The organism is Azospirillum agricola, assembly GCF_020005195.1.
GTDB lineage: Bacteria > Pseudomonadota > Alphaproteobacteria > Azospirillales > Azospirillaceae > Azospirillum > Azospirillum agricola.
On sequence record NZ_JAIFZR010000004.1, the window covers coordinates 901,091 to 922,961 of the forward strand.

Annotated in this window: 13 protein-coding genes; 8 read left to right on the forward strand and 5 right to left on the reverse strand. The window is 72.0% G+C overall.

Going from position 1 to position 21,871, the window contains the following annotated elements; translation table 11 throughout:
• Positions 1-8: 8 nt before the first annotated feature.
• Together JN22_RS12870 and JN22_RS12875 are read left to right on the forward strand one after the other, a co-directional pair.
• On the forward strand, positions 9-7,244 hold the full coding sequence (locus JN22_RS12870; RefSeq protein WP_085554284.1) for a non-ribosomal peptide synthetase: 7,236 nt from the start codon (positions 9-11) through the stop codon (positions 7,242-7,244).
• Positions 7,245-7,263: 19 nt separating this feature from the next.
• A complete protein-coding gene (locus JN22_RS12875; protein WP_085554677.1) occupies positions 7,264-8,970 on the forward strand; it encodes an alpha/beta hydrolase-fold protein in 1,707 nt (568 codons plus the stop codon).
• Here JN22_RS12875 and smc read toward each other — a convergent pair.
• The 3 genes from smc to JN22_RS12890 form a co-directional block, all read right to left on the reverse strand.
• A complete protein-coding gene (gene smc / locus JN22_RS12880; protein ID WP_085554285.1) occupies positions 8,924-12,385 on the reverse strand; it encodes a chromosome segregation protein SMC in 3,462 nt (1,153 codons plus the stop codon). The genes JN22_RS12875 and smc overlap by 47 nt on opposite strands.
• 16 nt (positions 12,386-12,401) lie before the next feature.
• A complete protein-coding gene (locus JN22_RS12885; protein ID WP_085554286.1) occupies positions 12,402-13,052 on the reverse strand; it encodes a DsbA family protein in 651 nt (216 codons plus the stop codon).
• 72 nt (positions 13,053-13,124) lie between these two features.
• Positions 13,125-13,601 carry a DUF721 domain-containing protein gene (locus JN22_RS12890; protein WP_085554287.1) on the reverse strand — a complete coding sequence of 159 codons (477 nt, stop codon included), beginning with the start codon at positions 13,599-13,601 and terminating at the stop codon, positions 13,125-13,127.
• Between the two features lie 285 nt (positions 13,602-13,886).
• Here JN22_RS12890 and mutY point away from each other — a divergent pair, with 285 nt between their 5' ends.
• From mutY to JN22_RS12920, 6 genes are all read left to right on the forward strand, one after another.
• Positions 13,887-14,945 carry an A/G-specific adenine glycosylase gene (gene mutY, locus JN22_RS12895; RefSeq protein ID WP_085554288.1) on the forward strand — a complete coding sequence of 353 codons (1,059 nt, stop codon included), beginning with the start codon at positions 13,887-13,889 and terminating at the stop codon, positions 14,943-14,945.
• A gap of 24 nt (positions 14,946-14,969) precedes the next feature.
• Positions 14,970-15,716 carry a DUF1194 domain-containing protein gene (locus tag JN22_RS12900; RefSeq protein ID WP_085554289.1) on the forward strand — a complete coding sequence of 249 codons (747 nt, stop codon included), beginning with the start codon at positions 14,970-14,972 and terminating at the stop codon, positions 15,714-15,716.
• A gap of 30 nt (positions 15,717-15,746) precedes the next feature.
• Positions 15,747-16,886 (forward strand): NAD(P)/FAD-dependent oxidoreductase, encoded by a 1,140-nt coding sequence (locus JN22_RS12905; protein WP_085554290.1) that lies wholly within the window; start codon positions 15,747-15,749, stop codon positions 16,884-16,886.
• A gap of 58 nt (positions 16,887-16,944) precedes the next feature.
• Positions 16,945-17,409 (forward strand): hypothetical protein, encoded by a 465-nt coding sequence (locus JN22_RS12910; protein WP_085554291.1) that lies wholly within the window; start codon positions 16,945-16,947, stop codon positions 17,407-17,409.
• A 168-nt stretch (positions 17,410-17,577) separates the two neighbouring features.
• Positions 17,578-18,279: an OmpW/AlkL family protein gene (locus JN22_RS12915; RefSeq protein ID WP_179166142.1), complete on the forward strand. Its 702-nt coding sequence runs from the start codon at positions 17,578-17,580 to the stop codon at positions 18,277-18,279.
• Between the two features lie 143 nt (positions 18,280-18,422).
• Entirely contained in the window at positions 18,423-18,857 is a 435-nt protein-coding gene (locus JN22_RS12920; protein ID WP_085554292.1) for a CBS domain-containing protein, read from the forward strand.
• 170 nt (positions 18,858-19,027) lie between these two features.
• On the opposite strand, the gene JN22_RS12925 is transcribed toward JN22_RS12920, so the two are convergent.
• Complete coding sequence (locus JN22_RS12925) at positions 19,028-19,669, reverse strand: response regulator (RefSeq protein ID WP_085554293.1); 642 nt, start codon at positions 19,667-19,669, stop codon at positions 19,028-19,030.
• A 409-nt stretch (positions 19,670-20,078) separates the two neighbouring features.
• The gene (locus JN22_RS12930) at positions 20,079-21,869 is read right to left on the reverse strand and encodes an acyl-CoA dehydrogenase C-terminal domain-containing protein (RefSeq protein ID WP_085554294.1); all 1,791 of its coding nucleotides are present in this window, start codon (positions 21,867-21,869) and stop codon (positions 20,079-20,081) included.
• Between the last annotated feature and the right edge of the window lie 2 nt (positions 21,870-21,871).

The window sequence follows — 21,871 nt, forward strand, 5'->3', positions numbered from 1 at the left end:
ACACGGCCATGCGGCACATTCCCCTGGTGGGCACGCAGCTCGGCATCTGGCTGGCGGATCACGTCGCCGTCGCCAAGAACGCCTACGTCATCGCGCACGCCATCGAGCTGCCCGGCCCCATCGACGCCGACCGGCTGGCGCGGGCGATCCGTCTCGGGCTCGCCGAGGCCGACACCGTGACCGCCCGCTTCGGCGAGCGGGACGGCGTTCCGGTCCAGACCATGGGGAATGAAGGCCACACCGTCCCCGAACCGGAACGCATCGACCTGACGGCGGCGCCCGATCCCGAGGCCGCCGCCCGGACGCTGATGGAGTCCGACCTCGCCGGGGATCTGGCGGCCGACGGCGAGCGCCCGCTGTGCCGGCAAATCCTGTTCGACCTGTCGTCCGCGGGGGCGCCGCGCTGGATCTGGTACCAGCGCTACCACCACATCATGCTCGACGGCTTCAGCTTCAACGCGCTGACCCGCCGCATCGCCGGCCTCTACAGCGCGCTGTGCGCCGACGCCCCCGCCGGCGAGTCCCCCTTCGTTCCCGTCGCGGCGGTGGTCGAGGAGGAGGCGGCCTACGCAGCGTCCGACGCCTTCGCCCGCGACCGCGCCTTCTGGACCGAGCGCTGCCGCGATTTTCCGCCGCCCCTCACCCTGTCGGCGCGCGGCGCCAAGCCGACCGAGCAGCAGGCGACCTCGGAGGTCGTCGCCCACACCGCCGACCTGCCGTCGGCCCTCACCGCCACCCTGCGGGACCACGCCCAGGCCGGCAACGTCGCGGTGGCCGACCTGCTGATGGCCGCCATCGCCGTCTACCTGCACCGGCTGTCCGGCGAGCCGGCCCCGGTGGTCGGCATGCCCTTCATGCGGCGGATGGGATCGGTGGCGATCCATTCGGTGGCGCCGGTGGTCAACGTGCTGCCGGTGCGCATCGACCTGACGGGAACGGCGAGCCTGCTGGACGCCGCCGGCCGGGTCCGCGCCGCGCTGAAGGAGGCGCGGCGCCACCAGCGCTACGACGCCGAGCGTATCCCCCGCGACCTCGGTCAGGTCGGCTCGGGCAAGGCGCTGTACGGCCCGGTCGTCAATTACCGGATGTTCGACACCGATCTGGATTTCGCCGGCATCGCCGCGATCACCCACCATCTGGCCACCGGCCCGGTCGATGATTTCGAGTTCGGGCTGCTGACCCAGGGCGAGCGCGTCGCGCTGGAGCTGCGCGCCGACCGCAGCCGCTACGACCGCGCGGATCTGGTCCGCCACGCCCGCCGCCTGATCCACCTGCTCGACGCCGGCTTGCGTCCCGGCGCCGAACCGCCCGCCCGCCTGCCGTTGCTCGACGCCGACGAGGCCGCCGCCATCGCCGGCTGGTCGGCCGGGCCGGTCTTCGCTCCGCCGTCGCAGCCCGCCACCCTGGTGGATGTGCTGAACCGGCAGGCGGCGGAGACGCCCGACGCCACCGCCCTGGTCTTCGGCGACACGGCGCTGTCCTTCGGCGAACTGTCACGCTGCGCCGCCCGCGTCGCCCGGCTGCTGATCGCTCGCGGTGTCGGTCCCGGCGACGTGGTGGCGGTGGCGGTGCCGCGCTCGGCCGACGCGGTGGTCGCCATGCTCGCCGTGCTGGCGAGCGGCGCCACCCATCTGCCGCTCGACCTCGATTACCCGACCGAGCGGCTCGCCATGATGTGCGAGGACGCCGGCCCGCGCTGCGCCCTGTCCTGGCGGGCCGTCGCCGGCCGCCTGCCGGCCGGGCCCGACACGCTGTGCCTCGACGACCCCGAGATCCTCGCCGCCTGCGCCGCGCTGCCCGGCGCGCCGGTCGCGGCGGCGGAGCGGACGGGGCCGCTGACGGCCGACGGGGTCGCCACCATCATCTTCACCTCCGGCTCGACCGGCCGGCCGAAGGGGGTGATGAACACCCACGGCGCCCTGCTGAACCTGCTGCTGTCGCACAGCGGCACGCTCTACGGTCCGGCGCTCACCGCCTTCGCGCGGCGCAACCCCGGCCGGGCGCTGCGCGCCGCCCACACCCACTCCCTCGCCTTCGATTCCTCCTGGCTCCAGATCTTCTGGATGCTGCTGGGGCAGGAGCTGCACGTCTTCGACGAGGAGATGCGGCGCGACGCCTACGCCCTGGCCGAGGAGACCGACCGGCGCGGCATCGACGCCTTCGACCTGCCGCCCTCCTTCTGCGCGCAGATGCTGGCCTGCGACCTGATGGCGCCGGGCCGCCACCACCCGACCGTGATCCTGATCGGCGGCGAGGCGGCCTCCCCCGCTTTGTGGGCGGAACTCCGCCGCCACCCGGACCTGATGGCCTGCAACCTCTACGGCCCGACCGAGAACACGGTGGACACGCTGCGGGCGCCGGTCGACGCCTCCGACGATCCGGTGGTTGGCCGGCCGGTCGGCAACGTCCGCGTCCACATCCTCGACCGCCACCTGCATCCGGTGCCCGTCGGCGCGGTCGGCGAGCTGTACATCGCCGGGGCCGGGCTGGCGGCCGGCTATGTCGGGCGGCCCGGCCTGACCGCCCAGCGCTTCGTCGCCAACCCCTTCCGCGCGGGCGAGCGGATGTACCGCACCGGCGACCTCGTGCGCTGGACCGGCGAGGGTCAGGTCGCCTTCATCGGCCGCGCCGACCACCAGATCAAGGTGCGCGGCTACCGCATCGAGATCCCGGAGGTCGAGGGCGCCCTGCAACGGCTGCCCGGCGTCGAGGGCGCCCTGGTGCTGACCGAGGCGGTGAACGACAGCCACCGGCTGGTCGGCTATTGCGTCGTGCCGGGGGTGGCGGAGGCGGAGCGGGCCGGCCGGTCCCGCGATCTGCTGCACGGCCTGCGCGAGACGCTGCCCGACTATATGGTGCCCTCGGCGCTGGTGGTGCTCGACGCCTTCCCGTTGAACGTCAACGGCAAGGTGGACAAGGCCCGCCTGCCCGTCCCCACGGCGCCGCAGGGCGAATCCGCCCCGGCGACCCCGGCGGAGGCGCTGCTGTGCCGGGCGATGGCCAAGGTGCTGAAGCGGACGGCCGTCGGGGCCGAGACCGACTTCTTCGCGCTGGGCGGCGACAGCATCACCGCCATCGCGCTCGGCAGCGAGCTGCGCGCCCACGGCTTCCTGCTGCGGCCGCGCGACGTCTTCGCCGGCCGCGACCCCCGGCGCATGGCGCTGGCGCTGACGCCGATGTCCCCGGCCGTCCCGGCGGCGGCACCGTCCCTCGCCCTGCCGGCGGAGGAGCTGGCGGCGCTAACCGCCCGCCATGGCGCGCTCGCGGCGGCGGTGCCGCTGTTGCCCTTGCAGAAGGGCATGCTGTTCCAGACCCAGCTCGGCGACGGGGCCAGCGTCTACAACGCGATCACCCGGCTCGCCCTCGACGGACCGCTGGACGTCGGGCGGCTGCGACGCGCGCTCGACGCGGTGCTGCGCCGCCATCCGCAGCTCGGCGGGCTGTTCGACCATGAGGGGCGCGACGAGCCGCTGTTCCTGATCCCGGCGCTGCCCCCAACGCTTCCCGGTGGCGACCGGCCGCTCTGGCCGTGGCGGGAGCACGACCTCGCCGCGCTCGGCGAGGCCGAGCGGGCGGCGGAACACGCGCGGATCGAGGCGGAGCTGGTGGCCCGCGACGGGGCGACCGGCCGGGCCCTCGGCCTGCTGGGCGCGGTGCTGGTCCGCGACGGCGCCGACCGCCACCGGCTGCTGATCGCCATCCACCATCTGATCGTGGACGGCTGGTCGACCCCGCTGATCCTGCGCGACCTGCTGACCGCCTACAGCCGGCCGGACGAACCCCTGCCACCGCTGGCGGTCGGCTACCCGGCGGTGGTCGGGCAACTCCTCGCCCGCGACCGGGACCCCAGCCGCGCGGTGTGGAGGACGGCGCTCGACGGCGCGACGCCGACCATCCTGTTCGACCGCGCGCCCCCCGCCGCCACGGTCGAGGAATGCGCGGTGACGCTGCCGGCGCCGCTGACCGACGCGCTGCTGGCCCGCCTCCGTGGCGACGGCCTGACCGTCAACGCGCTGATGCAGGCGGTGTGGGGGCTGGTGCTGAGCGGGCTGGCCGGGCGCGACGACGTGGTGTTCGGCACGCCGCTGTCCGGCCGCTCGGGCGCCGTGGCGGGCATAGCCGAGCAGGTCGGGCTGCTTCTGAACACCGTTCCCGTGCGCGTCCGCCTCGACCCGGCCGCCCCGCTCTGGCCGCAGGTCGCCGGCATCCAGGACCGCCATGTCGAGCTGATGGAGCATGACGGTCTGGGCCTTGCCGAGATCCAGGCGCTGGCCGGCGGCGGCCCGCTGTTCGACACCCTGCTGGTGGTCGAGAACTACCCGGACAGCGACTATCTCGGCCTGGATCTGGACGGGGTGGCGATCACCGGCATCCACAACCGGGGCTACAGCCACTACCCGCTGGCCCTGCTGGTGCTGCCCGGCCGCGAGCTGACGCTGCTGGTCGAGAATCGCGGCGCCGTGGCCGACCCTCATGCCTTGGCCAAGCGGATCCTCGGCGTGCTGGAAGCGCTGGCGACCCAGCCGGAAACTCCGGTCGCCGCCCTGCCGCTGTGGACGGCGGCGGAACGCGGCCTCGTCGCGGCGGTCAACGCCACCGCGCGGCCGGTGCCGCCGCTGACGCTGCGCGACGCGCTCGCCGCCCAGGCGGCGCGGACGCCGGACGCGCTGGCACTGATCGACGACACGCACCGCCTGACCTTCCGCGAGGTGCGGCAACAGGTGACGCATCTCGCCAGCCGGCTGCGGGCAATGGGGGTGCGGACCGGCGACGTGGTGGCCGTCGGGTTGCCGCGCTCGGCACGGCTCAGCCTGTCGCTGCTGGCGGTGATCGAGGCCGGGGCGGCCTATCTGCCGCTCGACCTCGGCTATCCGGCGGACCGGCTGGCCTTCATGCTGGACGACGCCAGGCCGCGCGCGCTGGTGACCGACACGGCTTCCCGCCCGCTGTTCGGCGGCGCGGTTCCCGTGCTGGCGTTCGACGCCCTGGCCGACGCCGACGCCGAAACGGATCTTTCCGTGCTGGCCGACGGGCTGACGCCGGAGCACCCGGCCTACGTCATCTACACCTCCGGCACCACCGGACGACCCAAGGGGGTGGCGGTCTCGCACGGCGCCATCGTCAACCGCATCCTGTGGATGCAGCACGAGTACCCGCTGGGCGCCGACGACGTGATCCTGCAAAAGACGCCCTGCGGCTTCGACGTTTCGGTGTGGGAATTCTTCTGGTCCCACATGGTGGGCGCCCGGCTGGCGATGGCGCCGCCCGACGCCCACCGCGACCCGGCCGCCCTGGTCCGGCTGATCGACGCGCACCGCGTCACCACGATGCATTTCGTGCCGTCGATGCTGGCGGTCTTCACCGCGACCGTTACCGAGCTGTTCGGCCCTGACGCCCCGGTCTGCGCCAGCCTGACCCGCGTCTTTTGCAGCGGCGAGGCGCTGGGCAAGACGCTGGCCCGCGAGTTCTCCGGGCGCTTCACGGCGGAACTCCACAACCTCTACGGCCCGACCGAGGCCGCCGTCGACGTCACCCACCGCCCGGCCTTCGGCGACCTGCCGGCCGAGGGCGCCGGGGTGCCGATCGGCCGGCCGGTGTGGAACACGCAGCTCCGCATCCTCGACCATCGCCTGCGCCCGGTGCCGGTCGGCGCGGCCGGGGAGCTGTATCTGTGCGGCGACCAGCTCGCCATCGGCTATCTCGGGCGGCCCGGCCTGACCGCCGGCCGCTTCGTCGCCGACCCGTTCGACCACGGCCGCCGCATGTACCGCACCGGCGACATGGCGCGCTGGCTGGCGAGCGGCGAGGTCGAGTATCTCGGCCGCACCGACCATCAGGTCAAGATTCGCGGCCAGCGCATCGAGCTGGGCGAGATCGAGAGCGTGATCGAGCGGACGCCGGGAATCGCCCAGGCGGTCGTTCAGGCCGTGACGCTCGGCGGGGAACGCGCCGCCAGGCCCGGCGCCGCAAGGGACGGGATGGACGAGCGCCAGCTCGTCGCCTATGTCGTGCCCGCCGCCGGGGCAGATCTCGACACCGGCGCCTTGCGCGCCGCGCTGGAGGCGGCGCTGCCGGCCCACATGGTGCCGGCCGCCTATGTGCGGCTGGACGCGCTGCCGCTGTCGGCCAACGGCAAGCTCGACCGCAAGGCGCTGCCCCCGCCGGACGCCGCGCGTACTGGTTCCGGCGGGTCCGGCGGGCGGGAGCCGGCGCCGGGGCTGGAAAGCCGGCTGGCGGCGATCTTCGCCGAACTGCTGGAGGTCGGGCGGGTCGGCGCCGACGAGGATTTCTTCGCCATCGGCGGCCATTCGCTGCTGGCGATGCGGCTGGCGGCGCGCATCCGCCGCGACCTCGGCCGGCAGATCGCCGTCGGCCAGATCATGGTGACGCCGACCGTCGCCCGGCTGGCCGCGCATCTCGCCCGCGGAGAGCTGGCCGGCGACCTCGCCCGCAACGGCTTCGAGCCGGTCATCCACCTGCGCGACGGCTCCGGTCCGCCGCTGGTCTGCGTCTATCCCGGCTCCGGCATCGCGTGGCAGTACAGCGTGCTGTCGCGCTACCTGTCGGGCGACCGGCCGATCATCGGCCTGCAATCGCCGCGGCCGAACGGCCCGGTGGCGCTCAGCGCGACGATGGACGAGGTGTGCGACCGCCAGCTCGCCATCCTGCGCGCGGTGCAGCCGCAGGGGCCGTACTTCCTGCTCGGCTATTCCCTGGGCGGCACCGTCGCTTACGGCCTCGCGGTGCGGCTGCGGCGGCTGGGCGAGCGGGTGGCCTTCCTCGGGCTGCTCGACACCTACCCGGCGGAGGCGCACGACTGGAGCGGGCTGGGGCGCGAGGACGCCAACCTCGGCGCCGAGCGCGAGCAGGAGCAGTTCATCGCCGACGCCATGGCCGACGTGATGGACGATTCCCTGCGCCGCGAGAAGGCGGAGATGTTCGGCCACATCTTCGACAACTACAAGGACGCGGTGGCCCTGCTGTCCAAGGCGGCGACCCCCGCCTACGACGGCGAGCTGACCCTGTTCGTCGCCGAGAGGTCGATCCCGCCGGAGATCGACCCGGAGGGGAGCTGGACCGGCCGGGTCGCGCGGCTCGCCGTCCACCGGCTCGACCATTGCTCGCACGAGGACATCATCTCGCCCTCGTCGCTGCGCGTCGTCGGGCCGCTGCTCGACCGGGTGATCGCGGAGACGGAGAGGGCCGACGCCCCCGCCCCGCCCCTTGCGCGGGCGGCGTCGTGATGCCCCGATCCGCCGCATCATGGACGCACGACGCCCCGCCCTCTCCGGCGCCCTCCTGGTGGCCCTCATGCTCGGGCTGATCCCTCCCGCCGCCGGGGCGGGAGTCCCCGTCGCCCTCGACAGCCCCGTCGCGGCCTCCCTTTCCGGGACACCGGACGGCGGCACCCACCCGCTGGCGCTGGCGGAGGGCGACTATGTCGAGGGGCTGCTGGACAGCGGCCCGCTGCCGGTCGATCTCCGGCTGGTCGATGCCGGGGGCCGGCCGCTCCGGCTGCTGCTGGGCGGCTCGACCGGACGCGCCAGCTTCCGCTTCGTGGCGGAGCCGGCCCACGCGGCGCTCCGCGTCAGCGGGCGGGAGGCCGGGGCCTACAGCCTCACCCTCACCCGGCGGATCGGACGCAGCGGCCAGTTCCCGAATCCGCGCGTCTTCGACAGCCCGACCGTCGCCGCCCTGGCCGGGGCGCTGGAGCGGGGGGAGACGACGGACGCTTTCTGGGAGCGCGTGGCGCGGACGGGAACGCCGCTGACCGAGCCGCATGGCCCCGGCACGGTGGTGATGACCTTCCTGGCGCGCGGCGCGCGGCAGAACGTCCGGCTGCTCGGCGGGCCGAGTTCCGACCATGAGCGGCTGGAGCGGCTCGGGACCAGCGACGTCTGGTTCAAGAGCTTCGTCGTCCCGGATTCGACCCGGCTGTCCTACCAGATCGCCCCCGACGTGCCGGATTTTCCGGCGAGTTGCCGGGCCTGCCGCGAGGCGATCCTGGCGCAGACCCAGGCCGATCCGCTGAACCCGCGCTCCTGGCCGTCCGACGCGCCGGACCGCTACAACCGCTGGTCCGTCGTCGATCTGCCAGCCGCCCCGCCGCAGCCGGGCGTTCCGGACGCCGCGGCGCCGGCGGGCCGCCTGGACAGCCGGCGCCTGGACAGCCGGCGCTTCGACAGCCGGCGGCTCGGCAACAGCCGGGAGGTGACGATCCATACCCCCGCCGGCTTCGATCCGGCGCGGCCCGACACCATCCTGCTGCTGCTGTTCGACGGCCCCGACTACCGCGACCGGGTGCGGGCGCCCGCCATCCTCGACCGCTTGACCGCCGACGGCCGGCTGCCGCCGGTGGTGACGGCCCTCATCGCCAACCCGAGCGCCGAGGCGCGGGCGCGCGAGCTGCCGGGCAACCCGGACTTCGCCGCCATGCTGGCGGACGAACTGCTGCCCTGGCTGGCCGAACGGACCGGGCTGACGCCCCGGCCGGAGCGCACGGTGCTGGCGGGGTCGAGCTATGGCGGGCTGGCGGCCGCGACGGCGGCGCTGGCCCACCCGGAGCGTTTCGGCAACGCGCTGTCCATCTCCGGTTCCTTCTGGTGGCACCCCGAGGACGCCCCCCGGGAGCGGCCGGAGCATGTCGCCGGGCTGGTCGCGACGACGGAACGGGCGCCGGTCCGCTTCTTCCTCAGCGCCGGCCTGTTCGAATCCGGCAGCGCCGGGGATCTCGGCATCCTGGAAAGCTCGCGCCATCTGCGCGACGTGCTGGAGGCCAGGGGATACGACGTCGCCTACCGCGAATACGCCGCCGGCCACGATTACTACGCGTGGCGCGGCGTGCTCGGCGACGGGCTGCTGGCGCTGTTCGGGCGGGACGGGGCGTTCCGGGAATCGGGGAGAGGGGAGCCGGCCGATAGCCTCACGCCACCCCGCGCAGCTCCTCCGCCGCCGTCAGGTCGACGCTGACGAGCTGCGACACGCCGCGTTCCGCCATCGTCACGCCGAACAGGCGGTCGACCCGCGCCATGGTCAGGCGGTGGTGGGTGATGATCAGGAAGCGCGTGTCGCCCTGGCGGGCGATGTCCTCGACCAGATCGCAGAAACGCCCGACATTCGCCTCGTCGAGCGGCGCGTCCACCTCGTCGAGCACGCAGATCGGCGCCGGGTTGGAGCGGAAGACCGCGAACAGCAGCGACAGCGCCGTCAAGGCCTGCTCGCCGCCCGACAGCAGCGAGAGCACCTGAAGCTTCTTGCCCGGCGGGCTGGCGTAGATCTCCAGGCCGGCGCTCAGGGGATCCTCGGCGTTGACCAGCTCCAGATGCGCCTTGCCGCCGCCGAACAGGCGGGTGAACAGATCCTGGAAATTGCGGTTCACCGTGTCGAAGCTGGCGACCAGACGTTCGCGCGCCTCGCGGTTCAGGCTGGCGATTCCCTGGCGCAGGCGGGCGATGGCGGCGGTCAGGTCCTCGCGCTCGCCATGCAGGCCGCCGATCTGGGCCTCCAGCTCGGCCGCCTCGATCTCGGCGCGCAGATTGACCGGCCCCATGGCCTCGCGCTCGCGCGTCAGCTTGTCGAGCCGGGCCTCGACGCCCGCCGCGTCGGGCAGTTCCTCGCCGGGGGCCAGCTCGGCGGCGGCGCGGGTGTCCTGCGGCGTGCAGTTCAGCCGTTCGGCGATGCGTTCGGTCAGGGTCTGCGCCTGCTGCATCGCCGTCGCCACCGCCGCCTCGGCGCGGGCGCGGGCCTCGCGGGAATCGGCGAGACCGGCCTCGGCGTCGCGCAGGGCCTTCTCGCTCTCGGCCAGGCGTCCTTCGGCCTCGGCCAGGGCATCGACGGCGCGCTTGCGGGTCCGCTCGGCCTCGGCGGTGCGGTCGAAAAGCTCCTGCCGCTCGGCGGCGATCGCCGCCGGACGGCCGGCAAGCTGGGCGATCTCGGTCTCCGCCGCAGCCGCGCGCGCGCGCAGCTCCGACACCCGCCCGCCGGCCCCGGCCGAGCGCGTGTCCCAGGAGGCGACCTCCGCCGCGATGGCCGCCAGACGCTGGCGGCGGGACTGCGCCTCGCGGGTCAGGCGGTCCAGCCCGTTCTGCTTCTCGGCGAGCGCGGCGCGGCGTTCGGCGAGCATGGTGCGCTGCTCGCTGACCCGCTCCCGCCCCTCGCGGGCGTCGGGCAGCGCCTCGAGCAGCTCCAGCGCCTCGTCGCGCCGGGCGGCAGCCTCCAGCAGGTCGGCGTCGAGCCGTTCGATCGACTCGACCAGCGCCGACAGACGCGAGGCGGCGGCGTCGGCCTCGCGCGCCAGCTTGGCGTGGCGGTCGCGGGCGGCGTTGACGGCGGCGAAGCTCTCGCGCACCGCTTCGCGGGCGCGGCGGTCGGCCAGGACGGCATCCTCGATGGCGCGCTTGGCGGCGTCCAGCGTTTCGCGCGCCGCCTCGACGCGCTCCTCGGACAGGTCCAGTTCGCCGCGCAGCTCGGCCAGCCGGTTGCGCTGCTTCAGGCGGACGGCGGCGGCGGTCGGCGCCCCGGCCTGGACGGTGAAGCCGTCCCAGCGCCACGCCCCGCCGTCGCGGCTGACCAGGATCTGCCCCGGCGCCAGCGCGGGCGCCAGCGCCGCGCCGGTCGCGGCGTCGCCGACCACGCCGATGTGGGCCAGCGCGCGTGCGGCGGCGGCCGGGCCGTCGACGCGGGCGGCCAGCGGCTCGACCCCGGCCGGCAGGGCGGCCATGCTGTCGTGCAGCGGGAAATGGCGCCAATGCACCGGGGCCGCCTCGTCGAGCGGCGCGGTCAGCGCGTCGCCCAGCGCGGCGGCCAGCGCTCCCTCATACCCAGGGTCCACCGTCACCGCGTCGACCAGAGGCGGAAACTGGCCGCTCGACCCGGCGGCCAGAAGCTCGGCCAGCGCGCGCTCCTCGGCGCGCAGCCTGGCATGGGCGGATTCGGCGGCGGACAGCCCCTCGCGGGCACGGGACAGCGCCGGTTCGGCGTCGGCCTTGGCGCGTTCAGCGGTCTCCGCCGCCTCGCGGGCCTCCTCGAGCCGCTGTTCGGCCAGCTCGACCGCCAGTTCGGCCTCGGCGACGTCGGGCCGCCCGGCGATCTCGGCCTCCAGGGCGGCGCGCTGGGCCTGCTGCTCGGCCAGCCGCTTGGCGACACCGGCGACCCGCGTTTCCAGCTCGCCGGCCTGCCGCTGGGTGGCGGCGCGGCGGGCCTCGTCGGCGGCGACGGCCTCGGTCAGCCGGGTCAGTTCGCGGTCGAGCCCGTCGACCGCCTCGCGCGCCTCGGCCAGCGCCTCGCGCGCAGCCTCCTCCAGCATCTCCTCGTCGGCCTGGGCTTCGGTCAGCCGGTCGCGCTCGGCCACCAGACGGGCCAGCGCCTCCCCGGCGTCGGCGGCGAGCGCCTCCTCGCGGCCGAGGTCGCCGGCGATCTGATTCAGACGGGAATGCAGGGCGCGCTGCTGCTCGGCGACGCGGCGCTCCTCGGCGTCGAGCTGCTCGCGGGCGATGACCAGCCGTTGCAGCGCCGCCGCCGCCCGCGCCTCGTCCTGGCGCTTCTCGGGCAGTCCGGCGGCCGCCTCGGTCCGGCGGGTGGTGAGATGATTGACCGACAGCATCAGCTCGCGCACCGCGCCCTCGGCGGCGGCGAAGGCGGCGTGGGCGCGTTCGAGGTCGGCCCGCGAGGCGAGCCAGCGCAGATGCCACAGCACCGCCTCGGCCTTGCGGATGTGTTCGGAGAGGTTGCGGTAGCGGGCCGCCTGCCGCGCCTGCTTCTTCAGGCTCTGGAGCTGGGTGTCCATCGCCCCGATGATGTCGTCGAGGCGGGTCAGGTTGCCTTCGGCCGCCTTCAGCCGCAGTTCGGCCTCGTGCCGGCGGGAATGCAGGCCGGTGATGCCGGCCGCCTCCTCCAGCAGGCTGCGGCGGTCCTGCGGCTTGGCGCCGATGATCTGGGCGACCTTGCCCTGGCTGACCAGCGCCGGGGAGTTGGCGCCGGACGCGTTGTCGGCGAACAGCAGCTGGACGTCGCGCGCCCGCACCAGCTTGCCGTTGATGCGGTAGTCGGAGCCGGAGCCGCGCTCGATCCGCCGCGTCACCTCCAGCTCGTCCAGCTCGTTGAAGCCGGCGGGCGCGGTGCGCGAGCGGTTGTCGACGACCAGCGCCACCTCGCCGAGGTTGCGCGCCGGCCGGTTGGACGTGCCGCCGAAGATGACGTCGTCCATGTCGTCGCCGCGCATGCGCTTGGCCGAGGTTTCCCCCATCACCCAGCGCAGCGCCTCCACCAGGTTCGACTTGCCGCAGCCGTTGGGGCCGACGATGCCGGTCATTCCGGGTTCGATCACCAGATCGGTGGAATCGACGAACGACTTGAAGCCGGACAGGCGGAGACGCGTGAACTGCACCGGGAAACGACCTTTTTTACTTCAGCAGCTTGTCGATGGCCTTGGCGAAGACCTCGAAGGACTGCGCGCCCTCGACCCTCTCCTTGCCGTCGTTGAGGATGAAGGTCGGGGTCGCCTCCACCTTGTGCTGGTTCTGGCCGACCATGCGGCTGTTCAGGATGCCGTCGGCCAGCTGGGTGTTGGCGAAGCAGGCGTCGATGGTCTCCTGGCTCATCCCGGCCAGCTTGCCGTATTGGGCCAGCGCCTTGGCCGGATCGGCGGCGCGGGCCCACTGGGCCTGGCTCTTGAACAGAACGTCGGTCAGCGGGAAGTAGCGCTCGGTCGGGGCGCAATGGGCCAGCATGCTGGCGCTCAAGGCCGCCTTGTCGAAGGGGAAGTCGCGGAAGACCAGCTTCACCTTGCCGGTGTCGATGTAGGCCTCCTTGATCTTCGGCAGCACCTCGGTGTGGAAGACGGCGCAGTGCGGGCAGGTCATCGACGAATAGTCGAGGATCGTCACCGGGGCCTTCGGATCGCCCAGCACGCGCTCGGCCAGCAGCTGGTCCAGCGGCGGCAGCGGGGCGGCGGCCTGCGCCGAGGCCGGCGCGGCGGTCAGCCCGGCCCCGCCCAGCGTGGCGGTGATCCCAACGGCGAGAAGCCCGGCGAGTCCCAAAATCTTGCGGTTCACGATGCCTTCATCCTTACCAGATGTTGTCGATGTATAGACAATGACCGGCCGCCCCGGCAAGCGCCGGCGGCCTCAGCGCCCCGGCCGCTTGGCCGGACGGGCCAGCAGCGACCGGCCGAACCGTTCCAGCGTGGCGCGCAGCTCCTCGTCCTCGACCGCCGCCAGCGTGGTGGTGACGGAAATCTCCTCGTCCATCGTCAGCGCGCGCTGGCGCAGCATCGGCGAGGGGGCGGCGGGGAGGGCCGCGTGGATCAGCTTGATCCTCGCCACCGCGCGGTAGCCGAAGAAGCTGTTGATGCGCTCGATGATCTGCGGCTCCAGATGCTGGAGCTCCAGCGCGATGGCGCCCATCGCGCGGATGTGCAGCGTCGCCTCCTCGCGCTTGCCGCGCGGGAAGCTCAGCTTGTCGGGGGCCGTGCGCAGCGAGAGCTGCGGACCGACGATGGCCGGCCAGTCGGTGATCAGCGCGCCGAAGGCCAGCCCGCGCTTGCCCAGCACCTTGCCCGCCACCTCCGGCACGGTCTGTCCGATGCGCCGTGGTCCGCTCATTCGCTGCCGATGCTCCTCTGGCGTGCCCGCGCCGTTCTCCTGGCGGGTCATGTGGGGTGGCCGCACCGTAGCGCAAGCGGGGGCGCTTTCCCAGCGGGGCGGCGCGCGATGCCGGAAGGCGTCGAAGGACACGGATGAACACGGATGCGGGCTGGCGCCCGCCACGGATGAACCGGGAAGCGAAGGGGGCGTCGCCCCCGGTCCATGCCGCGTCCATCCGCGTTCACCCCCTGCCCTTCAAAGCCCTCTTCTCCAGACGCCGGATGGGCTCTATCTATTCCCGTCATGATCCGTGATTCCGCCGAGGCCGCCGCGCGGCTCCTGTCCTGGTACGACCGTCACCGCCGCGACCTGCCCTGGCGCGCCAAGCCCGGCGAAACCGCCGATCCCTACCGGGTCTGGCTGTCGGAGATCATGCTCCAGCAGACCACGGTGCCGGCCGCCGCCCCCTATTTCCGCAATTTCACCGAACGCTGGCCGACGGTGCGCGACCTCGCCGACGCCCCGCTCGACGACCTGCTGGTCGCCTGGGCCGGACTCGGCTACTACGCACGGGCGCGCAACCTGCACAAATGCGCGCAAGCCGTGGTCGAACGCCACGGCGGCGCCTTTCCGGAGAGCGAGGCGGCGCTGCTGGAGCTTCCCGGCATCGGCGCCTACACCGCCGCGGCGGTCAGCTCCATCGCCTTCGGCCGCAAGGCGACGGTGGTGGACGGCAACGTCGAGCGCGTCGTCGCCCGCATCTTCGCGGTCGAGACGCCGATGCCCAACGCCAAGCCAACGCTGCGCCGGCTGGCCGCCACCCTGACCCCCGACGAGCGGCCCGGCGACTTCGCCCAGGCGATGATGGATCTCGGCGCCACCGTCTGCACCCCGCGCAAGCCCAAATGCATGCTCTGCCCCTGGGCCGAATGGTGCGACGGCCGGGCCGCCGGCATCGCCGAGACGCTGCCGCGCAAGGCGGCCAAGGCCGACAAGCCGACCCGGCGCGGCGTCGCCTACTGGCTGCTGAACCCGGAGGGCGCCGTGCTGCTGCGCCGCCGGGCCGAGGACGGTCTGCTCGGCGGCATGACCGAGGTGCCCTCGACCGGCTGGGGGCCGGAGGCCCCGGACGAGGCGGCGGTGTCGGCGGAGCAGCCGCTCTCCGCCCCCTGGCGCCGGCTGCCGGGGCTGGTCCGCCACACTTTCAGCCATTTTCACCTGGAACTTGGGGTGGTCGCCGCCCAGGCCGGCGAGCGCTGGCGGGCGGCGGACGGGCTGTGGGTGCCCATCGACCGGCTGGGCGACCAGGCCCTGCCGTCGGTGATGGTGAAGGTGGTCCGCCACGCCCTGTCCAACGCCTGAGCCGCCTTTCGCTTCGGGGTGTCCATGCCGCGCGTTTTGCTCTCCCTGCTCACCGCCCTCGCCCTGCTGGCCGGACCCGCCGCCGCCGAACCGAAACCGGACCCGAAGCCGGCATCCGGGGCCGGGGTCGCGCTGGTGCTGGCGCTCGACGGCTCGGCCTCGATCACCCAGGGCGACCTGGAGTTCCAGCTCCAGGGCCACGCCGCCGCCTTCCGCGATCCGTCGGTGGCCGACGCGCTGTCGGCCGGCGGGGCGCTGGTGACGCTGACGGCCTATTCCGGCCCGCACAGCCTGAAGGTGCTGATCCCCTGGACGCTGCTGAAGACCCCCGAGGACGCCCGGCGCTTCGCCGACCGCATCGACGCCACCCCGCGCGGCTTCCAGGGCGACTCGACCGCCATCGGCAGCGCCATCGAGGAGGCGGCCAAGCTGTTCGCCCCAGGCGGCGATGGGGGCGGCGATGGGGGCGGTAACGCACCCCGCCGCGTCATCGACCTCGTGTCCAACGGCTTCTCCAACAGCGGCCTCGACCCGGCGACGGCGCGCGACCGCGTCACGAGGCGCGGCGTCATCGTCAACGGGCTGGCGATCCTCGACGAATTCCCCTGGCTGGAGGAGTATTTCGAGGAGCACGTCATCGGCGGCCCCGGCAGCTTCGCGAAATCGGCGATGGACCGCGCCAGCTTCATCGAGGCGTTGCGGCAGAAGCTGATCCTTGAAATGGTGTCGCTGCCCGACCACCTGCCCCGGCAGGGCGCGGGCACCCCATAAGAAGAACCGGGCCGAGAGGAGCAAGCAAGCGTGGAACGGGCGGATTTCCTGGTGATCGGAGCCGGCATGGCCGGCGCGTCGGCGGCCTACGAACTGGCCGCCCATGGCCGGGTGACGGTGCTGGAGCGCGAGTCGCAGCCGGGCTATCATTCGACCGGCCGCTCGGCGGCGCTCTACACCCAGACCTACGGGCACCGCACCGTCCGCGCCATGACGGTGGCGAGCTGGGACTTCTACACGGCGCCCCCCGCCGGCTTCGCCGACCATCCGCTGCTGACGCCGCGCGGCGTGCTGCTCGTCGGCCGCGCCGACCAGACCGACCTGCTGGAGAAGGAGTTCGCCGACGGCCGCAGCCTGACCCCCTCGGTCGAGCGCTTCGACCGCGAGCGCACGCTGGCGATGGCCCCCTTCCTGCGCCCCGACTACGCCGTCGGCGCGGTGTGGGAGCCCGACGCGCGCGACATCGACGTCCACGCCCTTCATCAAGGCTATCTGCGCGGGCTGAAGGCACGCGGCGGCCGAATCGTCACCGACGCCGGAGTGTCGGGGCTGGCCCGGCGCGACGGGCTGTGGGTGGTCGACACGCCGGCCGGCGGCTTCACCGCGCCGGTGCTGGTCAACGCGGCCGGCGCCTGGGCCGACGCGCTGGCGGAATTGGCCGGGGTGCGGACGATCGGGCTGGTGCCGAAACGGCGGACCGCCATCACCTTCGATCCGGTCTTCGCCGATCCCGCCGACAAGACCGGGCTGGACGGCTGGCCGATGGTCTGCGACGTCGGCGAGCGCTTCTACGTGAAGCCCGACGCCGGGCGCCTGCTCGCCTCCCCCGCCGACGAGACCCCGGTGGCGCCGTGCGACGTCCAGCCGGAGGAGATCGACATCGCGGAAACCGTCGACCGGCTGGAACAAGCGTCGCGTTTCCGCGTTCACCGACTCGCGCACAGCTGGGCGGGCCTGCGCAGCTTCGTCGCCGACCGGGTGCCGGTGGTGGGCTTCGACGGTCAGGCCGAGGGCTTCTTCTGGCTGGCCGGCCAGGGCGGCTACGGCATCCAGACCGCACCCGCCATGGGCCGCACGGCGGCGGCGCTCGCCACCGGCGGCGGTTTGCCGCCCGACGTCCGGGCGCTGGGCGTGACCGAGCGGGATTTGTCGCCGTCCCGCCTGCGCTGACATGCGCCAGGTGGCGACGCGGGTCCCGAAAGGGCGGGTGCCGAAAGGGAGGGTCGTCATGTCGATGCGTCATCTGCTGCGCTGGGGCTTCGTCGTCGGCACCCTGGCGGCCTGCGCCAACCCGGCCGCCGATCAGGCGCTGATGGCGCAGACCGCGCTGGTCGGCATGCCGAAGGCCACTCTGCTCTCCTGCGCTGGCGTCCCCGACCGGCAGGCGGCGGTCGACAACCGCGAGTTCTTCACCTACCGCAGCGTCCGCATCGCCTCCTACCCCAGTCCGGGTGTCGGGTTGTACGGGTCCGGCTGGGGGCCGCATTACGGTTATGGCTGGGGCTGGCCGGCCTATGGATCGGAAGTCTACAGCTTCGACTGCGACGCAACCTTCAGTTTGCGCAACGGTGTGGTGGAGCGCGTGACTTACGGCGGATCGTCGGGCGGCGCCACACGACTTGGCCAATGCTACGCCATCATCCAGAACTGTCTGGCGCAGGCGCCATCCGTTTCGGCGCCCTCAAACCCTTGATTTGATTGTCTATGCGACAACTCGTCACTGTTGCAGAGCTGCTGCAACGGGCCGGGATCGGTTGTGCTCCGCCCCGACACCCATAGTAGCCCCACGGCGAGTCTGGTAATACCTCCATCGGCTGATGCCACAAATCAGAAACAACGCATTTCGCCTGGAGCACTCCCCATGAGCATCCTGTCGCGCGCCGCCGCCGCCCTGCTGGCGACTTCGGCTCTGGTCGCCATCTCTTCCCCGTCGCTCGCTCAGGATTTCAAGGGCAAGTCGGCCGGCGACATCGTCGTCCGTGCGCGCGGCCTCGCCGTGATCCCGCAGGAAAAGGGCAGGCTGAACGCCCCGGCGCTGAACGCCGACATCGGCGACGCCAAGATCGGCAACGACTACATCCCGGAAGTCGACTTCACCTACTTCTTCACCGAGAACATCGCGGCCGAGCTGATCGCCGGCACCACCCGCCACCGCGTGAAGGGCAACATCCTGCCCGCGCTCGGCGGCAGCGTCGAAGCCGGCAAGGTGTCCCTGCTGCCGCCGACCCTGACGGTGCAGTACCACTTCCTGCCGAAGGAGCGCATCAGCCCCTACGTCGGCGCCGGCCTGAACTACACCCTGTTCTACAACAAGAAGGCCGCCAACAGCGTCAACTCGGCCGGCCTCGCCGTGATCGACACCGACTATGAGAACCGCTTCGGCTGGGCTCTCCAGGCCGGCGTCGACGTCGCCATCGCCGGCAATTGGTCGCTGAACTTCGACGTCAAGAAGATCTTCCTGAAGACTGACTGGAAGGCCAAGACCAACCTCGGCGTCGACGTGAACTCCAAGGTCACCATCGATCCGTGGCTGATCGGCATCGGCGTCGGCTACCGCTTCTAAGCGATCCGCCCCGCCGGGTTGAGAAAGACGGGCCGGCTACCCCTTTCGGGGTGGCCGGCCCTTCCTTTTGTGCGGCTTCCCTTGCAACACGGCTTCGACGGACCATGGTCTCTCAATGGGAAACCGGAGGGAGGCCCCACCCTATGCACGTCGCCGCCGTCTTGAAGCGCAAGGGCCATCGCATCGTGTCCGCCACGCCGGCCGACACCGTCGGCGCCATCGCGCAGCTGCTGACCGAGCATCGGATCGGCGCCGTCCTGGTCATCGAGCAGGATGGCCACCCGGCCGGCATCCTTTCGGAGCGCGACATCGTGCGCGCCATCGCCCGCGACGGCGCCGCCGCCCTGTCGCGCCCGGCCGCCGATCTGATGACGCGGGAGCTGATCACCGGCCAGCCGACCGACACCGTGGCCGACCTGATGGCGGTGATGACCGACCGCCGCGTCCGCCACATCCCGATCCTGGAGGATGGCCGGATCGTCGGCGTCATCAGCATCGGCGACGTGGTGAAGGCCCGCATCGACGACGCCGAGCTTGAGGTCGAGTCGCTGCGCGGCTTCGTCGCGGGAATCGGCTGAACGGCGGCCCCGCGCCCATGAAAACGGCGCCGCCCGTCCCCTGAAGCTGGGCAGGCGGCGCCGTTTCTTCTTCAAAGGCAGGGTGTCGTCAGAGGATCGGGCCGTTCCATGGTCCCTTGGGGTCCCTTGGGGTCCCTTGGACGGACTCCGATGGAAAGGCCACCGCTCCGTCAGGCCGAGTGCGACTGCGGGAAGGCCATCGCCGCCTGGGTGCGGTTGCGCACGCCCAGCGACTTGAAGATCGCGGTCATGTGGATCTTCACCGTGCCTTCGGACAGGCCCAGCTCATGGGCGATCTGCTTGTTCGACTTGCCCTCGCGCAGCCGGTCGAGGACCTCGCGCTGGCGCTGGGTGAGGAGCTGCTCCAACTGCGGGTCGGCCGGCGGCACGACCACGCGGGCTTCCGGTTCCGCGCCCTCGCGCAGCACCGTCGCCGGCACATAGACGCCGCCCGAGAAGATCAGGTCGAGCGCGCTCAGCATGATCTTCACGCTGGAGGATTTCGGAATGTAGCCGGAGGCGCCGTTCTCCAGCGCCTCGCGCACGTCGCTGTGCGCCTCCGACGCCGACACCACGACCACCTTGGCGCCCGGCTGCTTCTCCCGCAGCGCTTCGATGCCGCTGAAGCCGGGCCAACCCGGCATGCGCAGGTCGGTCAGAACAAGGTCATAGGCCTCGCCCGCGCCCGCCAGCGCCAGAAGCTCGTCGAAGTTGCTCGCTTCCCCGAAAGTCGCGCCTTCCTTCAGCTGCTCCAGCAGCCGGCGCAGACCTTCCCGGAACAGCACATGATCGTCACCGATCAGGATCTTCATCGATCAAACTCCCGCACACACACTTGCAACTCTTTGAAGGCAGGCTCTTCGCGTCAGGCAACGGCCACAAAAAGAGCGAAGAACTGCTCGACCCGCCTATTCATAAAATCCAAAGGATATAGCAGGCCCAGGCCGAACGTAATGCCTAATCAGATGTAACACGCCCCGTCAGTTATCCACAACCAGAAATTAACTTTTGTCACATGCCTAACCCATTGGCAAAAAGGCTGCCCGCCGAAGCCTGTCCCATGGCCCAAAAGTGTCACCACCATTCTAGAACTTATGCCAAAAGGGGCAACCGCTTATTTTCCATACCATTCGGAAGCCAAACAAAAAACCGCCTCCGGCGCGCTGGCGCCGGAGGCGGTCGAAGGAAACGCATCCCTGGAAACCGTACGGAGACCGGCGGTCAGAAGGCCGCTTCGTCCATCTCCATCAGCGGGGCGGCGCCCGCCGTAATGGTGATGAACAGCGCGTTCACCTGCGGCAGCAGCTTGGTCATGTAGAAGCGCGCGGTCTTGATCTTGGCCTCCAGGAAAGCGGCGTTGCCCTCGCCGGCGGCCAGCTTCGCCTTGGCCTTCCGCACCATGGTCAGCCACATCCAGCCCAGCGCCACCAGACCGAACAGGCGCAGATAGTCGGTCGCCGCCGCCCCCGCCTCCTCCGGGTCCTTCAGCCCCTTCTGGGCGATCAGCGCGGTGGCCTGCTGGAGCTTGGCGAAGCCCTTGGCCAGCGGCATCACGAACTCGCCAAGCGCGTCGTCCTCCATGGCCGCCTCGATGTCGCGGCCGACCGGGTGGAAGAAGTGGCGCAGCAAGCGGCCCATGTCCTGCGGCAGCTTGCGGCCGACGAGATCGAGCGCCTGGATGCCGTTGGTGCCCTCGTAGATCTGGCAGATGCGGGCGTCGCGGACATACTGCTCGACGCCGGTCTCCCAGATGAAGCCGTGGCCGCCATGCACCTGCACCGCGATGTTGCCGGCCTCGAAGCCGATGTCGGTGAACAGCGCCTTGGCGATCGGCGTCATCAGCTGCACGAACTCGTCGGCGTCGCGGCGGGTGCGGGCGTCGGCGTGCTTCTCGGCGACATCGAGCTTGTAGGCCACCAGGGCGCCGAGCGCACGCGCACCCTCGGTGTAGGCGCGGGCGGTCAACAGGTTCTTGCGCACGTCCGGGTGGACGATGATCGGGTCCGCCGGCTTGTCCGGCGCCTTCACCCCCGACAGCGAACGGCCCTGGAGCCGCTCGCGGGCGTAGTTGACGGCGTTCTGGTAACTGACCTCGGCCAGACCCAGCCCCTGGATGCCCACGGCCAGACGGGCCGCGTTCATCATCACGAACATGGCGCGCATGCCCTTGTGCGGCTCGCCGACCAGCCAGCCGGTGGCGTCCTCGAAGTTCATGACGCAGGTCGAGGACGCCTTGATGCCCATCTTGTGCTCGATGGAGCCGCAGGCGACGCCGTTGCGGGCGCCGGGCGTACCGTCGTCCTTGGGCATGAACTTCGGCACCAGGAACAGGCTGATGCCGCGCGTCCCGGCCGGGGCGTCGGGCAGGCGGGCCAGCACCAGATGCAGGATGTTCTCGGTCAGGTCATGCTCGCCGGCCGAGATGAAGATCTTGGTGCCGGTGATGGCGTAGGACCCGTCCGCCGCCGGCACCGCCTTGGTGCGGATGATGCCGAGGTCGGTGCCGCAATGCGGCTCGGTCAGGCACATGGTGCCCGACCAGGTGCCGTCGACCAGACGCGTCAGGAAGCGCGTCTTCAGCTCGTCCGAGCCGTACATCGCCAGCGCGTTGTAGGCGCCGAGCGACAGGCCGGGATACATGCCGAAGCTGAGGTTGGCGGAGCAGATGAACTCCTCCAGCATGGTGTTGACCAGCTTCGGCAGCCCCTGCCCGCCATAGGCCGGGTCGCAGGCCAGCCCCTGCCAGCCGGCCTCGATGTAGGTGGTGTAGGCCTCCTTGAAGCCCTTCGGCGTGCGGACGACGCCGTTCTCGAAATGGCAGCCCTCGCCGTCGCCCGACTGGTTCAGGGGGAACAGCACCTCCTCGCAGAGCTTGGCGCCCTCCTCCAGAACCTGCCCGACCAGCTCGGGCGTGGCGTCGGCGTAGCCCGGCAGAGCCGTCAGATTGTCCAGCCCGACGATCTCGTCGAGGACGAAGCGCACGTCCTCAAGCGGAGCCTTGTAGATCGGCATCT

Bases quoted from the DNA above. Each gene is read 5' to 3' on its own strand.
- JN22_RS12870 (WP_085554284.1), top strand. From the start codon at position 9: ATGCGGCACATTCCCCTGGTGGGCACGCAGCTCGGCATCTGGCTGGCG.
- JN22_RS12875 (WP_085554677.1), top strand. From the start codon at position 7,264: ATGGACGCACGACGCCCCGCCCTCTCCGGCGCCCTCCTGGTGGCCCTC.
- JN22_RS12890 (WP_085554287.1), bottom strand. From the start codon at position 13,601: ATGAGCGGACCACGGCGCATCGGACAGACCGTGCCGGAGGTGGCGGGC.
- mutY (WP_085554288.1), top strand. From the start codon at position 13,887: ATGATCCGTGATTCCGCCGAGGCCGCCGCGCGGCTCCTGTCCTGGTAC.
- JN22_RS12900 (WP_085554289.1), top strand. From the start codon at position 14,970: ATGCCGCGCGTTTTGCTCTCCCTGCTCACCGCCCTCGCCCTGCTGGCC.
- JN22_RS12910 (WP_085554291.1), top strand. From the start codon at position 16,945: ATGTCGATGCGTCATCTGCTGCGCTGGGGCTTCGTCGTCGGCACCCTG.
- JN22_RS12915 (WP_179166142.1), top strand. From the start codon at position 17,578: ATGAGCATCCTGTCGCGCGCCGCCGCCGCCCTGCTGGCGACTTCGGCT.
- JN22_RS12920 (WP_085554292.1), top strand. From the start codon at position 18,423: ATGCACGTCGCCGCCGTCTTGAAGCGCAAGGGCCATCGCATCGTGTCC.
- JN22_RS12925 (WP_085554293.1), bottom strand. From the start codon at position 19,669: ATGAAGATCCTGATCGGTGACGATCATGTGCTGTTCCGGGAAGGTCTG.
- JN22_RS12930 (WP_085554294.1), bottom strand. From the start codon at position 21,869: ATGCCGATCTACAAGGCTCCGCTTGAGGACGTGCGCTTCGTCCTCGAC.